This window comes from Nocardia sp. NPDC023733 (assembly GCF_040639775.1).
In the GTDB taxonomy this organism is placed as follows: Bacteria; Actinomycetota; Actinomycetes; order Mycobacteriales; family Mycobacteriaceae; genus Nocardia; species Nocardia rosealba.
On sequence record NZ_JBFAAN010000002.1, the window covers coordinates 783,521 to 797,712 of the forward strand.

Sequence of the window (14,192 nt, forward strand, 5' to 3'; positions counted from 1 at the left end):
GAGGGTTCAGGGGGCGGGGCGGCGTAGCTCGGTGACCGCGATGCGGGCGGCCTCGCCGATGGCGGCGTCGACGACGGGGAGGGCGGGGTCGGCGCGGGCCGCGCGGGTGAAGACCGCGACGGCGACCGGGATTTCGCCGGGGAATTTGACGACAGCGACCTCGTTGCGGATGATGCCGACGGTGCCGGTCTTGCCCGCCACCACGACACCGCGATGTGGGAAGCCGGCGGCGACCCGGTGCGGCCAGATCTGGTTGCGCATGATCGCGCGCACGAATTCGCCGCTCTCCGTGGACAACACGCGGCCTGACCAGAGCCGCCACAGCAGGCGTGTCATCTCCTCGGGAGTGGTCGCGCTGGCGTAGGCGGGATCGTAGGCCGACACCGTCCAAGCCTCGTCGTTGTCGGCCAGCGCCGCGAACGCCTCGGCGGTGCTGTGGGTGTCGGTGTCGCGCACCAGGCTTCGGTGCTGATCGGCGGTGCCGCCGACGACCCGGGTTTCGGTGAGGCCGAGTTCGGCGGCCAGGTCGGTGACGGCGGCCAGCCCGAGCTCACCGAGGAGAACGTCGGCGGCCGCGTTGTCGGACACCGTCATCATCGAGGTCACCAGGTCGCGACGGCTCAGCGTGATCGGATCGTGCAGTGCGGCAATACCAGTCGGGCCCGGGGTGCAGTCGGCGGGATCGATCGTGAGCCTGCCAGCCGGATCGATGCGCCCGCGGTCCACCTCGCGATAGAACGCCACGCACAACAGCAACTTGTACACCGACGCCATCACCACCCGATCCCGCCCACCGACCGAGATCTCCGCCGCCGAACCGTCACACCGCCGCGCATGCAGCCACCCACTGCACCCGGCATCCGCGAACACCGCCCGAATCCTGTCCGCGGCCGTCGGAGCAGCCTGATCGGCAGCCACGAACCCCGACCCCGCACGCAGCATGTCGAACGACCGGCTCACCGCACGCTCCGAACAGTCACGCGACGCACCATGTGCAGCCATCTTCCGCCGCGAGAATCGTCCGCGCTTCGGTGGCCTCGCCCGGCCGTGGCCGTCCCGGCGCCGTGCTCCGCACGCACCCCTCGCAACCGAGGCGACGGGGACTCGATCTGCGCGTTCCGCCTCTCGACCGGCGTGCACGCGGCCTGTGCGCCGGTCGTGCCAAATCGATCAGCACACACAGCACTTGCTCGCCTACACCTCATCGCGCACAGACGGGTGATTCGCACCGTCACCGCAACCGCTCCCGGTACAGCACGCGGTCGAGCACGTCCGCCTGCCCGCGCGTATCAGTCCGCCGAATCACCCTGACCCGCAACGCGACCGACTGCGGCGCCAAGGTCAACCACGCGACGCCCGGCGTGGGAGTGGGTGGGGTGGTGGTGAGCCCGAAGCTGGTTCCGGCGGCTACCGCTGCCAGCACAGCGCGGTCGTCGGGCGCGGGGAGGGGTGCAGCGTCGAGGCCGCGTTCACGCAGGAGATCGAGGAGCGCGTCGTGGGCAGGCGGGTTGGCTGGGCGCGGTGCATGGGCGAAGTGCAGGCCGGTGAGCATGGGGAAGGTGGGGCGTTCGGTGGTGGTGGTGCGGTGACCGGCGGGAACGACCAGCCAGCGGGGGAGTTTCACGACGGGGCCCGCTTCGACGCCGTCGACCAGCGCGGGATGTTCGATCACCGCGACATCACAGATGCCCGACCGCACGTCGGCGACGAGGTCTACGGTGGTGCCGATCGTGGTCGACACCGTCCCGCCGGCGGGACGCAGCGCGGTGACACACGCGGTGACCACGCGGTCCGGCAGGGCGGTGGTCGCGGCGAAGCGGACGGTGCCGCTGAGCTGGGCGATGCGCCGCGATTCGGCGAGCAGTCGATCGGCGTCGTCGACGAGCAGCCGGGCGCGCGGGAGCAACTGCCTGCCCGCCGGGGTGAGCACGGCACCCTGGGTGGTCCGGTGCACGAGCTCGATGTCGAGGTGCTGTTCGAGACGCCGCAGACCCTGGGACAGCGGTGGTTGGGTCATGTCGAGTGCCGCCGCCGCCCGCCCGAAATGGCCCTCGTCCGCGACGGCGACGAAGAACCGGAGGTGGCGCAGCAGGTCCATGGGGCCATTGAACCAGCGGCCACGAAACGACTCGCCCGAACCGGACGAAGTGCCCGGCGAATCGCCTCGGATACCGCACCTCAACTGCGGCGATATCGATCACGACTCGACGCGGACGGCATCCGATATTGGCCACGACCCGCCCGCGATGGTGTGGTGCACCGGTGACTTCCTCCGCTACCGAGCACCCGATCCGCAGACGCCTCGCGGCCGCCGCACTCGCGCTCGCCACACTGACCTTCACCGCGTGCTCCTCCGAACCCGCAGCCCCGAGCGAAACCTCGGCCGCGCCGGACACCTCGTCCGCCGACACCACCCAGTTCGCCGGTCTGGAATCGAAATACGGTGCGCGACTCGGTCTCTCGGTCACCGATACCGGAACCGGCGCCACCGTCGCCTACCGGGCCGACGAACGTTTCCCCATCGCCTCCACCTTCAAGGGCCTGGCCTGCGGTGCCCTCCTGCAGGCGCACCCACTCTCGACCGGCTACTTCGACCAGGTCATCCACTACACCGCCGCAGACCTGGTGGAGTTCTCACCCGAAACCGAGAAGCACGTCGACACCGGCATGACCGTAGCGGCCCTCTGCCATGCCACCATCACGCTCTCCGACAACACGGCGGGTAACCTGGTGCTCCGATTGCTCGGCGGCCCAGCGGGTTTCACCGCGTTCCTGCGCACCCTCGGTGACAACGTGACGCGCCTGGACCGCTGGGAAACCGAACTCAACACCGCCATCCCCGGCGACGAACGCGACACGACCACCCCGGCCGCCTTGGCCGCCGACTACCGCGCCCTCGTCCTCGGCGATGCCCTCGCCGCGCCCGAACGCACCCAGCTCGCCGACTGGCTGAAGGCCAACACCACCGGCGGCAAACGCATCAAGGCGGGTCTACCCGCCGACTGGACTGTCGGCGACAAGACCGGCACCCCCGCCTACGGTTCAGCCCTCGACGTGGCCATCGCCTGGCCGCCGAACCGCCCGCCCCTGGTGCTCGCGGTCCTGTCGACGAAGTCCGAGCAGGACGCCGAACCGTCCAACGAACTCCTCGCCGAGGCGACGAAAGTAGCGGTCGCCCAACTCAATTGACCCGCCACCCCGCTCGCACGGAAGAGGCGCACAGCTGCGGGTCGTCTCCTGCTCCGACGAACAACGCGGTGAGCATCGGGACGCCGTGATCGAGTGCCTCGGCGGGCAACGGTCCGGTCGCCACCAGTGCGGCCAGCCCGTGCCCGATCACCCAGCTCTGCGTCGCCAGTTCGAGGGGGTCGACCTCGGCCCGGAAGCGGCCGAGGTCGCGGGCGCGCGCAACGGCGGCCACCAGGCGCTCCAATGTCGCATCGGCGGCCGGCGCGTCCTCGAGTTCGAAACCGGCGTCGAACATCACCCGGTACAGATCGGGTTCGGCCAGCGCGTTGGCGAGGTAGGCGCTGCCGAGGGCGGCAAGGTCGCGCACGGGATCGCCGGTGTCGGGCACATGGGCGAGGCGCGCGGCCAATCGGGTGAACCCCTCCTGCCGCACCGCCCGCCACAACCCGTCGATGCCGTCGAAATAGGTGTACACGGCCATCGTCGACACCTCGGTCCCGGCGACGAGCCCGCGCAGCGTCACCGGTTCACGCGCCGCGACCATCTGTGCCGCCCGCTCGATCAACATCGACCGCACCGCCGGATTCCGCGTTCTACCCATGGCGCCACATTACATAACAGCGTTATGGTTATGGCCGACGATGGGAGCGAACATGACCGTGGAACTGATCAATCCGGACGGGCTGCCCAAGCCCGAGGTGTACCGACAGCTGTCGATCGCGACCGGCTCACGCCTGGTCTTCCTGGCCGGGCAAGTGGCACGCGACGCCGACGGAAACCCGGTCGGTGCAGGCGATTTCGCCGCCCAGGTGGAACAGGCCTACCTGAATGTCGGCACCGCGATGACCGCGATCGGCGGATCCTTCGACGACGTCGCGAAGCTGACGATCTACGTCGTCGACTGGAACGCCGACAAATATCCGCTGCTGGGCGAAGGAGTGAGTCGCGCGGCCGCGAAAATGGGTGTCGACCCGGTCAAACCGATCACCCTGATCGGCGTGGCGGCGCTGGGCGAACCCGACCTGCTCGTCGAGGTCGAGGCGACCGCGGTGCTCGACTGATCACCCTGCGCGGTACCGGCCGGGGGCCACACCGTATTCACGTTTGAAGGCTTTGCCGAAGGCGTATTCGGAGCTGTAACCGGTGCGCCCGGCGATGGTGGCCAACGGGTGGTCGGTCTCGCGCAGAAGCCGGGCGGCGGTGAGCATCCGCCAGCGGGTGAGATAGGCCAGGGGCGGTTCGCCGAGCAGGGTGGTGAAGCGCTTGGCGAACGCGGCTCGGCTCAAACCCGCACGGGCGCCCAGTGATTCGACGGTCCAGTTGTGGCCCGGGTCGTCGTGCACGGCCCGCAGCGCGCGCGATAGTTCGGGATCGGTGAACGCCACCGACCACCGTGCGGTGTCATGGGTGGCGCTCTCGGCAAGCCAGGCGCGCAACAGATAGAGCAGGAGCAGGTCGAGTAGCGGTGGGACGGCCGCGTCGGCGCCGGGGCGGGCGTCACTGAGTTCGGCGGCGAGCAGGTCCACGGCGGCGCGCAACGACGCGTGCGTGCCGAGCCGGGCCGGAATGTGCACCACCTCGGGCAATTCCGCGAGCAATGGATGGGTGCGGTCGGCGGCGAGGTGATACGACCCGCACAGGAGGGTGGCGGGGGCGCCGGGGCCGTCGACCACTCGGACGTCGTCGGGTCCCGCGGTCTCGGTGAACGAGCTGGTGAGCTGATCGACCAGACCATGGGCGACCCCGCGCGGCATCAGTACCGCGTCCCCCGTACCGAGCGCGATCGGTTCGGCCCCCTGCCTGGTGAGCCAGCACGAACCTTGCAGGACGACATGGAAACCGGCACCTTCCATCAGCGGATACCTGCGGCCCCACGGCGCGTGCCGCACGAACATCCCTGACGCCGGGTCGCCGGTTCGCGCGGTGGCCAACACATCACTGAGCAGATCCATAACCGATGACGATACCTCCGAAGACGCATGGATATCTTGTGTGGATCCTGGATGATTCCGCGTCCTGACATCTGCTCATACGCTGAGTTGATCAACCGAATGAGCAAGGAGTAGGACATGAAGATCGCCGTGTACGGGGCCAGTGGACACGTCGGCCGTTTCGTGGTGGCGGAACTGGTTCACCGTGGAATCGACACCATCGTCGTGGGACGTAACGCCCAGCGGCTGACGGACTTCGGCGTACCTGCCCGGGTCGCCGCAGCCGACGATCACTCCGCGCTGGTCGCCGCCTTAACCGGAGTCGACGTGGTCATCAGCACCCTGCCCGACTACACCGGAACCGGCGAGGGCGTGCTGCGCGCCGCCGTCGCCGCGGGCGCGAGCTATGTGGACGTCGCGGGCGAACAATTGTTCGTCCGCAAGGTGTTCGACGAATACGGGCCGCTCGCCGAGGCCGCGGGCGTCACCCTGGTCACGGCCGTCACGGAGGCGGGCGTGTTCGGTGACCTGCTCGCCCACCTCGGTGCGCGGCGGCTCGGCGGTGCCGACGAGATCGTGCTCAGCCATGTGGTCGCACCCGGTGGTGAGGGTTCACGTGGCAGTATGCGCACGGTGCTGCGCAATCTGGACGTCTTCACCAGTGGTGGTCTTTCCTGGTCCGACGGCGAATTCCGCACCGGTCCCCAGCCGCGCCGGGACACCCTGCTCCTGCCCGGCGCCACCGACCCTGTCGCGGTGCTGAAGTTCCCACAGCCGGCCGTGGTGACGATCCCGCGCCATACCGCGGCCGCTTCGGTGGAAGGTGTGCTGGCCGAGGAGATCTTCGCGATGGTCGGCACCGTCACCGAGGCCGACCTGGAACGCGCGCCCGAAACACCCTCCGCCCCGGCTCCGTACTCGATGGTGGTCGACATCCACCGCGACGGAAAAACACTGCGCGGCATCGGAAGCGGGCCCGACACGTACCGCAACAGTGCCCAGCTCGCGGTGACGGTAGCGACCCGCATCGGCGCGGGCGCGAAACCGGGCGCGCAGTCACCGGCCGAACTCTTCGACCCGGTCGAATTCCTCGACACACTGGGCGAATTCGGCATGACCTGGTCGCTCGGATGAACAAACCCGCACGCCGGGCGGTCGCCTTCCTCGCGACGGTGACCGCCCTGGTGCTGGTCGCCTGCGGCACGCGTGAGCCGGCACCCGAGTGGTCGAGCGTGTGGGCGGCGGCCGCCCAGCATCCAGCGAGCCAGAACTGGTCGGCCGACGGCTTTGCCGACGAGACCGTCCGCCAGGTCGTCCGTCTGACGGGCGGCGGCCCGCAGGTCCGGGTCCGGCTGTCGAATCGCTATGGCACCGAACCGCTGGCCGTCGCGGGTGCCACGGTGGCTCGTAGTGCGGGCGGCGCCGCGGTGGTACCCGAGTCGATGCACCCGCTGACAGTGGCCGGCTCGACCACCTTCGATCTCGCCCCCGGCGCCGAGGCGGCGAGCGACCCGATTCCCCTCCCGGTCGCCGCCGGGGAGGCGGTCACCGTCACCCTCTACTTCGCTCGCGCGACCGGCCCGGCGACCCAGCACGCGCAAGCTGCCACGACCAGCTTCCGTGCCGCAGGCGACCACGCGGCCGAACCGACCGCGACGCCCTTCACCGAGACCTCCCGCTCCTGGTACTACCTGACGGGCATCGACGCGATCGGCGCGGAACGGGAGGTCACCGTCGCCTTCGGCGATTCCATCACCGATGGCTACCGCTCGAGCGTCGACACCGACCAGCGCTACCCGGACCAGCTCGCCCGCCACCCGGGAACCGGACCGCACGCGGTCGTCAACGCGGGTATCAGCGGCAACCGGCTGCTCACCGACTCGACCGTGCTCGGGGACAGTGCCCGCCTCCGCTTCCGTCGCGACGTCCTCGAACAACCCGGCGTCGACACGGTGATCGTGCTCGTCGGCATCAACGACATCGGCCTGGCCGGGACCACCGGCCCCGATGGCGTCTTGTCCCCGAATGTTTCGGCCGACCAGCTCATCGCGGGTTATCGCGAGCTGATCGGCGAAGCCCGCGCGGCCGGTGTGCGCGTGATCGGCGCGACCCTGCTGCCTTTCGGTGGTTCGGTGTACTACTCACCCGGCAAGGACGACCTGCGAGCTCAGGTGAATTCCTGGATCCGCACCGGCAACGCCTTCGACGCGGTGGTGGATCTGGACCGTGCCCTGGCCGCACCGGACGACCGGAGCAGACTGGCGCAACAGTTCGACAGCGGAGATCACCTGCACCCCAACGACCTCGGCTACGGTGCTATGGCGACGGCCATAGCCGACGCGGGTGTGCTGTGATGCTCGACAGCGGCGAGGCTGTCACCAGCGCCGGAAGAGACCACCGGGTCAACAACCGGTGAACCCTGACTGCTCGAGTGGCAGTCGGGGCGAGGGCTCGATATGCTCGCCCCGTTATCGAAACGGGCTGCCTTGCTGCATGTTTGGCTCGAGGATTGGTGGTTGGGGGCCTGTGGTTACTGCGGAAGTCGGGCCGGTGACGCACGCGACGGGGGACCGCACGACAGCGGGACCGGCGGGGTACGTGGTGCTGAGCGCCGCAGTGGTCATCGTGGTGATCGCCGCGCTAACCGTGGTTTTCGCACCCCCTGGCATCGGCGTTCCCGTGTTGGTCGGCGCGCTGGTCACGGCGCTGATCGCCTGCCCGGCGGTTTTCGTAGCACTGCGCCAGACCGCCAGGGCCGACATCTCCGCCGCCGCCGCTCAGCGCGCCGAACAGCAGTTGGCGGCCACCGTCGCCGAGGCGACGCAGCGCATCGCGAAGGCCGAGGAACACAGCTCCGCCTACGCCTGGGAGGCGCAGGAGAACTCGCGTCGCGGTGCCGCCGCGCTCGCGGCCTTCGCCGGTGCCGCCAGCCGTATCCAGGCCATGACCACCAGCATGCTCGCCGAACTGCGCGAGATGGAACACCGTCACGCCGACCCCCGCGTACTCACCGACCTGCTCCACATCGACCACCGCACCGCCCAGACCGGCCGCCTCGCCGACAGCATCGCGGTCCTGAGCGGTGCCCGCACCGGTCGCCGCTGGGCCAAACCGATCGCGATGGAGTCGATTCTGCGTGGCGCGATGGGCCGCGTGGCCGGGTATCAGCGCGTGCGCTTGCGCGCGGTGGCCGAGGTCGGTATCGCCGGGCACGCCGCCGAAGGTGTGATGCACGCGCTGGCCGAACTGCTCGACAACGCCTGCAACTTCTCCCCGCCCACCACCGAGGTGCATGTCTACGCGGCGGAAGTGCCTGCGGGCGTTGTCATCACGATCGAGGACAGCGGCCTGGTGATGAGCGAATCGGCCCTGCGCCGCGCCGAGGCCGCTGTGAGCGGCCGCGACCACAAGGGCAAGGGCGCCGACCTGGCCTCCCTCTCGGGCACTCGGCTCGGGCTCGCCGTGGTCGGAAACCTCGCGCGCAAACACGATCTCACCGTGTCGTACCGGCCCTCGGCCATCGGTGGCACGGCCGTGGTCGTCGTCGTCCCGCGCGAACTCACCGCCCGCGCCGAACGCCGGGGCCGCGACACGGGCCGCCACGCCGCGCCCGCCACCCAGCGTGCCGACACCGGCGGCATCCAGCTCACCAACCTCGGCCAGTTCGACGCACCGACCCCGCGGCCGACACCGCACACCGAGAACGGCGACCTCGGCTGGGCCGACGCCATCGCCCGCCAGGTGTCACCACCCGCCGGTGAGGCCGCCCACTTGCCTACGGCGACCACCCCGGCGCTGCCCAAGCGTCGTCGCGGCAGCACTCTCGCGCAGGTCCATCCCGAAGGTCTCACCCCGCCCGCACCCACCCAGGTGGCGCCGGCGAAACCCTCGGCACTCGGCGCCTTCCAACGTTCTGCCCGCACCGAGCCGCGCACAGGCAGCGCCGCCTCTGCCCCAGACCCTCAGGAGGACCGATGACCACCACCGCCGCGACCAATCTCGGCTGGTTGCTCGAGAAGCTGCTCGCCCGCACCCCACGCACCCGCCACGCCCTGCTGCTCTCGGGTGACGGCCTCAAGATCTGCCACACCCCGGAACTCGACACCGACCGCGCCGACCAACTCGCCGCGATCGCCGCCGGTTTCCAGAGCCTCGCGCACGGGGCCTCCGTCGAATTCGGTGACGGGCGAGGCGGAGTCCGCCAGTCGATGACCGAGTTCTACGGCGGCATCCTGTTCGTGGTCGAGGCCGGACTCGGCGCGCACTTAGCGGTGATCGCCGCCGAGGACGCCGACGCGGGCCTGGTCGGGCACACCATGCACGAACTGGTCGAGCAGCTCGGCGAACACCTCGCCGCCCAGCCGCGCCGAGGAACGCCGTAATGCTCGGCCGCGACGACGATCCCGACCGGTTCTACACCCTCACCGGCGGCCGGATGCCCGCCGACGACGACTTCGACCTGGTCACCCTCGTGGTCAGCGAGTCGGCGCCGAACGCGGGCATGACCTCCGAACAGGTCGCGATCCTCGAGCTGTGCGTGGCGCCGACCGCCGTGGTGGAGATCGCGGCCGAACTGCGGCTGCCGGTGGGCGTGGCGACGGTTGTGCTGTCGGATCTGCTCGCCGCGGGCAAGATCACCATCAGGCCACCGCTGTCGGCGGCGATGAATCTGGATCTTTCCACCCTCGAGAAGGTGCTCGTTGGACTTCGCAGGCTCTGAAGACGTACCCGAGCGGTCACGGGCGCCGCTGCACAGCACGGCGCGGCACGGGTTGAAAATCGTCATCATCGGCGGATTCGGTGTCGGCAAAACGACATTGGTCCGTTCGGTGAGCGAGATCCGCCCCCTCGATACCGAGGCGACGATGACCGATGTGGGTGTCGGCGTCGACGACGCGAGCGGCGTACCGGGCAAGTCGACCACCACCGTCGCCTTCGACTTCGGCCGAATCAGCATCGACGACGAGCACGTCCTGTATCTGTTCGGCGCCCCTGGGCAGCAACGGTTCTGGTTCCTCTGGGACCGGTTGTTCGCCGGTGCGCTCGGTGCGATCGTGCTCGTCGATCAGCGGCGCATCGCCGATTCCTGGTATGCCATCGACCGCCTCGAACACCAGGGCACGCCATTCGTGGTCGCCTGCAACGACTTCGGTGAATCACATGCCCCCGAGGCGGTGCGCGACGCGCTGGACCTGGACCCGGCGGTCCCGCTGCTGATGTGTGACGCCCGCTCGCGTGAATCGAGCAAACAGGTACTCATCGCCCTGATCGAGCACCTGTATTCTGTTGTCCCACAGGGGGAGACCGTCTCATGAGCACACCGACAGGCGCCTGCCCGGTCACCGGCGCCGTCCCGCTGAGCGGCCCCGAGTTCCATATCGAACCGCACGAGGTGTACCGGCGGATGCGCCGCGAACACGGCCCGGTCGTCGCCGTCGAACTGCCCGGCGGCTTTCCCGCCTGGCTGGTGATCGGATACCGCGAACTGCACCAGGTGACCAGCGATCCGGTGCTGTTCCCGCGCGATGTGTCGCTGTGGAACCAGTGGGGTCGCGTGCCCGAGGACTGGCCGCTGCTGCCGATGGTCGGGCGGCCGATGCCGTCGATCTACTTCACCGCCGGTGCCGAACACCGCCGCCACCTGGCCATGGTCGAACCCGCGCTCGACGCGGTCGACCACTTCGAATTGCGCCGTGCCTGTGAGGAACTCGCCGATCAGCTGGTCGACCGGTTCTGTGGGCGCGGCACCGCCGACCTGGTCGCCGAATTCGCCGAACCGCTACCGGTGCTCGCGCTCGGACGCATCCTCGGCCTGCCCGACGCCGATGCCGCCGACCTGGCGCTGACCATGAAGACCCTCGCCGACGGCGGCGCCGACGCCCAGGCCGGGCATATACGTTTCGCTGAGCACATGGCCCGCCTCGTCGCCGCCAAGAAGGCCCGCCCCGGCGGCGACCTCACCTCGTTGATGCTGGCCGACCCCGAGCCGTTCACCGACGAGGAGTACATGAACGACCTGATGGCGATCGCCGCCGCGGGTCACCTCACCACCGCCGACTGGCTCGGCAGCTCGATGCGGCTGATGCTCACCGACGAACGCTTCGCCGCCGCACTCGGTGGCGGCAGGCGCAGCGTCGGCCAGGCCATGAACGAGGTGCTCTGGGAAGAGGGGCCGACCTCCATCCTGGCCGGTCGCTGGGCCGCCCGCGACACGCGCCTGGGCGACCGCACCATCCGCGCCGGGGACATGCTGCTGCTCGGCCTGGCCGCTGCAAACCTCGATCCACATGTGCGCCAGTCGTTTTCCGACGGCGACACCGTACCCACCGGCAACAACGCGCACTTCGCGTTCAGCTACGGCGAATACCGCTGCCCGTACCCGGCGCAGCAGATCGCCGAGATCATCGCGCGAACCGGGATCGAGGTGCTGCTCGACCGGCTCCCCGATGTCGACCTGGCGGTTCCGGCCGACCAGCTCACCCGGCGACCTTCGGCTTTCCTTCGGGGCATGCAAGCACTGCCCGTTCGTTTCACCCCTGTTCGACCCGTCGGAGGTTTCTCGTGAGTTCGCAATGCCCTATCGCCATCGACCCCATGGTCGGTGATCTCGCGGGGGAGACCGCCCGACTTCGTGACGCGGGGCCGATCACCCGGATCGACCTGATGGGTGTGACGGTGTGGACCGTCACCGACCACGCCCTGGCCCGCCAGTTGACCACCGACACCCGCCTGGTGAAGGACATCAACACCTGGAAACTGTTCGCCGACGGCGTCGTCGGCAACCAATGGCCGCTGATCGGGATGGTCGACGTCGACCGCTCGATGTTCAGTGTCGACGGCGCCGAACACCGCAGGCTGCGGCTCAAGACCGCCCAGGCGCTTGCCCCGCGCCGGCTCGAGGAACTGCGCCCGCGGATCGAAGCACTCACCGCCGAACTCCTCGACGACCTTGCCGCGGCCGGTGCCGACGGCACCCCGGTGGACCTCAAGCAGGTGTTCGCCTACCCGCTGCCCATGCGCGTGGTCGGCGACCTGATGGGTGTCGCGCGCGAAGACCACGCCCAGCTGCTCGACTGGTACAAGAAGTTCTTCTCCGTGATGACCCCGCAGGACGAGCGGCTGCGCGTGATCGGCGAGCTCGACGTGTACTTCACCGACCAGGTGCGCAAGAAGATCGCCGACCCGGGCGACGATCTCACCTCGGCGTTCGTCGTCGCCGACGAGGGCGGCGAGGCGCTCACCGAGGAGGAGGCGATCGGCAATATCAAGGCCCTCGTCGCCGCCGGGCACGAGACCACCGTGAGCCTCATCGTCAACACCGTGCGCGCGCTGCTCAACGAACCCGAGCAGTTGGCGAAAGTCCTTGCAGGCGAAGTGGACTGGAAGCAGGTTATCGAGGAGTCGCTGCGCTGGGACGGACCCGTCTCGCACCTGCTGATGCGCTTCGCCACCGAGGACATCACCGTGGGCGACACCGTGATCGAGAAGGGCGAGGGTGTGGTGATGTCCTACCGCGCCGTCGGCCGCGACTTCGCCGTGCACGGTGAGACCGCCGACGAATTCGACGTGACCCGCTCGACCGCCAACCGCCACCTGGCCTTCGGCTACGGCCCGCACATCTGCCCCGGTGCGGCACTGTCGCGGCTCGAGGCCGCGATCGCGCTGCCCGCGCTGTTCGCCCGCTTCCCGAACCTGCGCCTGGCCGTGCCCGACAGCGAGCTCGGCAACCTGCCGGTGCTGACCCAGAACGATCTGGCCGCGCTGCCGATCACCCTGAACTGACCGGCGTCGCGTCGCGCCCGGTGGATCGTTTCACCGGGCGCGACGCTCTGCTTCACAGACCCAGATCGCGGCCGATCAGTTCCTTCATGATCTCGTTCGAACCCGCCCAGATCTTGGTGACCCTGGCGTCCATCCAGGCCCGCGCCACCCGGTATTCACGCATGTAGCCGTAGCCGCCGTGCAGCTGCACACAGGCGTCGAGCACATCGTTCTGCACCTGCGCCGACCACCATTTGGCCTTGGCGGCGTCGACGGCCGACAGCTCACCGGCGGTGTGCGCGGCGAGGCACTGATCGATGAACGCCTGCGTGACCTCCACCTTGGTGACCAGCTCGGCGAACAGGAATTTGTTGTACTGGAAGCTGCCGATCTGCTGCCCGAAAGCCTTGCGCTCCTTGGCATATGCCAGCGTCTCGTCCAGGATCGCCGCCGCGTGGGCGATATTGGAGGCGGCGGCGCCGATGCGTTCCTGGGGCAGCATCTGCATCATGGTGATGAAGCCGCGGTCGAGCTCGCCCAGGCGATTGGCGTCCGGGACGCGCACATTGTCGAAGAACAGCTCGGCCGTGTCGGATTCGGGCTGGCCGACCTTGTCGAGTTTGCGGCCGCGGGTGAAGCCGTCCATGCCGTTCTCCACGACGAACAGGGTGATGCCCTTGGCTTTCTTCTCCGGGCTGGTCCGGGCGGCCACGATCACCAGGTCGGCGTTGAACCCGTTGGTAATGAAGGTCTTGGAGCCGTTGATGATCCAGTCGTCGCCGTCGCGCACGGCGGTGGTCTTCAGCGCGGCCAGGTCGGAACCGCCCGACGGTTCGGTCATGCCGATGGCCGTGATCAGCTCGCCGGTGCAGAACTTCGGGAGCCAACGCCGCTTCTGCTCGTCGGTGGTCAGTTCGACCAGGTAGGGGGCGCACACGTCGAAGTGGATGCCGAACGACGACGAGATCGCCGCACCGGCCTTGGCCAGTTCCTCGCCGAGCACCGCGTTGAACCGGTAGTCACCGGCATCGCTGCCGCCGAATTCCTCCGGAACCCCGAGCCCGAGATAGCCCAGTTCGCCTGCGGCCAACCAGGTTTCGCGATCGATCGCGCGCTGTTCGATGAACTTCTCGGCCTTCGGTTCGATCGACCGCTTGACGAATTCGGCTACCGAGGCACGGAAGGCCTCATGGTCCTCGGTGTAGAGGGTGCGCTTCATTCCTACAGTGTACGAATGGCGCCTGGGCCGATGTCAACGCGAACGGAAAGCCTTGTCTCCGGACACGAAAAAGCTCCCCGGTCGGTAGACCG

General features: G+C 69.0%; 15 protein-coding genes. 10 read left to right on the forward strand and 5 right to left on the reverse strand.

Translation table 11 applies throughout. From position 1 onward, the window contains the following. Positions 1-6 precede the first annotated feature (6 nt). Both AB0F86_RS15055 and AB0F86_RS15060 read right to left on the reverse strand, forming a co-directional pair. Entirely contained in the window at positions 7-942 is a 936-nt protein-coding gene (locus tag AB0F86_RS15055) for a serine hydrolase (protein WP_356986653.1), read from the reverse strand. Between the two features lie 289 nt (positions 943-1,231). Further along, entirely contained in the window at positions 1,232-2,098 is an 867-nt protein-coding gene (locus AB0F86_RS15060; RefSeq protein WP_225279007.1) for a LysR family transcriptional regulator, read from the reverse strand. A 164-nt stretch (positions 2,099-2,262) separates the two neighbouring features. On the opposite strand from AB0F86_RS15060, the gene bla reads away from it, so the two are divergent. Then, the gene (bla, locus tag AB0F86_RS15065) at positions 2,263-3,189 is read left to right on the forward strand and encodes a class A beta-lactamase (protein ID WP_356986545.1); all 927 of its coding nucleotides are present in this window, start codon (positions 2,263-2,265) and stop codon (positions 3,187-3,189) included. Here the strand turns inward: bla and AB0F86_RS15070 are convergent. Next, a complete protein-coding gene (locus tag AB0F86_RS15070) occupies positions 3,182-3,790 on the reverse strand; it encodes a TetR/AcrR family transcriptional regulator (RefSeq protein WP_356986543.1) in 609 nt (202 codons plus the stop codon). The genes bla and AB0F86_RS15070 overlap by 8 nt on opposite strands. Positions 3,791-3,842: 52 nt before the next feature. On the opposite strand from AB0F86_RS15070, the gene AB0F86_RS15075 reads away from it, so the two are divergent. Further along, complete coding sequence (locus AB0F86_RS15075) at positions 3,843-4,250, forward strand: RidA family protein (protein WP_225279010.1); 408 nt, start codon at positions 3,843-3,845, stop codon at positions 4,248-4,250. Here the strand turns inward: AB0F86_RS15075 and AB0F86_RS15080 are convergent, their stop codons facing one another. Then, positions 4,251-5,141: an AraC family transcriptional regulator gene (locus AB0F86_RS15080; protein ID WP_356986541.1), complete on the reverse strand. Its 891-nt coding sequence runs from the start codon at positions 5,139-5,141 to the stop codon at positions 4,251-4,253. It lies immediately after the preceding gene. A gap of 117 nt (positions 5,142-5,258) precedes the next feature. Here AB0F86_RS15080 and AB0F86_RS15085 point away from each other — a divergent pair, with 117 nt between their 5' ends. The 8 genes from AB0F86_RS15085 to AB0F86_RS15120 all read left to right on the forward strand — a co-directional run bounded on the left by AB0F86_RS15085 (position 5,259) and on the right by AB0F86_RS15120 (position 12,902). Next, positions 5,259-6,254 (forward strand): saccharopine dehydrogenase NADP-binding domain-containing protein, encoded by a 996-nt coding sequence (locus AB0F86_RS15085; RefSeq protein WP_356986539.1) that lies wholly within the window; start codon positions 5,259-5,261, stop codon positions 6,252-6,254. Then, the gene (locus AB0F86_RS15090) at positions 6,251-7,474 is read left to right on the forward strand and encodes an SGNH/GDSL hydrolase family protein (protein WP_356986537.1); all 1,224 of its coding nucleotides are present in this window, start codon (positions 6,251-6,253) and stop codon (positions 7,472-7,474) included. The genes AB0F86_RS15085 and AB0F86_RS15090 overlap by 4 nt, the downstream gene beginning before the upstream one ends. A gap of 196 nt (positions 7,475-7,670) precedes the next feature. Then, complete coding sequence (locus tag AB0F86_RS15095; protein ID WP_356986536.1) at positions 7,671-9,098, forward strand: ATP-binding protein; 1,428 nt, start codon at positions 7,671-7,673, stop codon at positions 9,096-9,098. Next, positions 9,095-9,502 carry a roadblock/LC7 domain-containing protein gene (locus AB0F86_RS15100; RefSeq protein WP_067491837.1) on the forward strand — a complete coding sequence of 136 codons (408 nt, stop codon included), beginning with the start codon at positions 9,095-9,097 and terminating at the stop codon, positions 9,500-9,502. Before AB0F86_RS15095 ends, AB0F86_RS15100 begins: the two co-directional genes overlap by 4 nt. Next, positions 9,502-9,840, forward strand: coding sequence for a DUF742 domain-containing protein (locus tag AB0F86_RS15105; protein ID WP_225279015.1), 339 nt, complete (start codon positions 9,502-9,504; stop codon positions 9,838-9,840). Before AB0F86_RS15100 ends, AB0F86_RS15105 begins: the two co-directional genes overlap by 1 nt. A gap of 28 nt (positions 9,841-9,868) precedes the next feature. Further along, positions 9,869-10,435, forward strand: coding sequence for an ATP/GTP-binding protein (locus AB0F86_RS15110; RefSeq protein WP_067491890.1), 567 nt, complete (start codon positions 9,869-9,871; stop codon positions 10,433-10,435). Further along, positions 10,432-11,685, forward strand: a complete 1,254-nt coding sequence (locus AB0F86_RS15115; protein ID WP_356986534.1) for a cytochrome P450 — start codon at positions 10,432-10,434, stop codon at positions 11,683-11,685. Before AB0F86_RS15110 ends, AB0F86_RS15115 begins: the two co-directional genes overlap by 4 nt. After that, on the forward strand, positions 11,682-12,902 hold the full coding sequence (locus AB0F86_RS15120) for a cytochrome P450 (protein WP_356986532.1): 1,221 nt from the start codon (positions 11,682-11,684) through the stop codon (positions 12,900-12,902). The genes AB0F86_RS15115 and AB0F86_RS15120 overlap by 4 nt, the downstream gene beginning before the upstream one ends. 52 nt (positions 12,903-12,954) lie before the next feature. On the opposite strand, the gene AB0F86_RS15125 is transcribed toward AB0F86_RS15120, so the two are convergent. After that, positions 12,955-14,100, reverse strand: coding sequence for an acyl-CoA dehydrogenase family protein (locus AB0F86_RS15125; protein WP_225279019.1), 1,146 nt, complete (start codon positions 14,098-14,100; stop codon positions 12,955-12,957). Positions 14,101-14,192 lie beyond the last annotated feature (92 nt).

Coding starts and splice junctions, on each gene's coding strand:
- AB0F86_RS15115 (WP_356986534.1), top strand. CDS start 10,432: ATGAGCACACCGACAGGCGCCTGCCCGGTCACCGGCGCCGTCCCGCTG.
- AB0F86_RS15105 (WP_225279015.1), top strand. CDS start 9,502: ATGCTCGGCCGCGACGACGATCCCGACCGGTTCTACACCCTCACCGGC.
- AB0F86_RS15085 (WP_356986539.1), top strand. CDS start 5,259: ATGAAGATCGCCGTGTACGGGGCCAGTGGACACGTCGGCCGTTTCGTG.
- AB0F86_RS15060 (WP_225279007.1), bottom strand. CDS start 2,098: ATGGACCTGCTGCGCCACCTCCGGTTCTTCGTCGCCGTCGCGGACGAG.
- AB0F86_RS15070 (WP_356986543.1), bottom strand. CDS start 3,790: ATGGGTAGAACGCGGAATCCGGCGGTGCGGTCGATGTTGATCGAGCGG.
- AB0F86_RS15100 (WP_067491837.1), top strand. CDS start 9,095: ATGACCACCACCGCCGCGACCAATCTCGGCTGGTTGCTCGAGAAGCTG.
- AB0F86_RS15075 (WP_225279010.1), top strand. CDS start 3,843: ATGACCGTGGAACTGATCAATCCGGACGGGCTGCCCAAGCCCGAGGTG.
- AB0F86_RS15080 (WP_356986541.1), bottom strand. CDS start 5,141: ATGGATCTGCTCAGTGATGTGTTGGCCACCGCGCGAACCGGCGACCCG.
- AB0F86_RS15125 (WP_225279019.1), bottom strand. CDS start 14,100: ATGAAGCGCACCCTCTACACCGAGGACCATGAGGCCTTCCGTGCCTCG.
- AB0F86_RS15055 (WP_356986653.1), bottom strand. CDS start 942: ATGCTGCGTGCGGGGTCGGGGTTCGTGGCTGCCGATCAGGCTGCTCCG.
- AB0F86_RS15090 (WP_356986537.1), top strand. CDS start 6,251: ATGAACAAACCCGCACGCCGGGCGGTCGCCTTCCTCGCGACGGTGACC.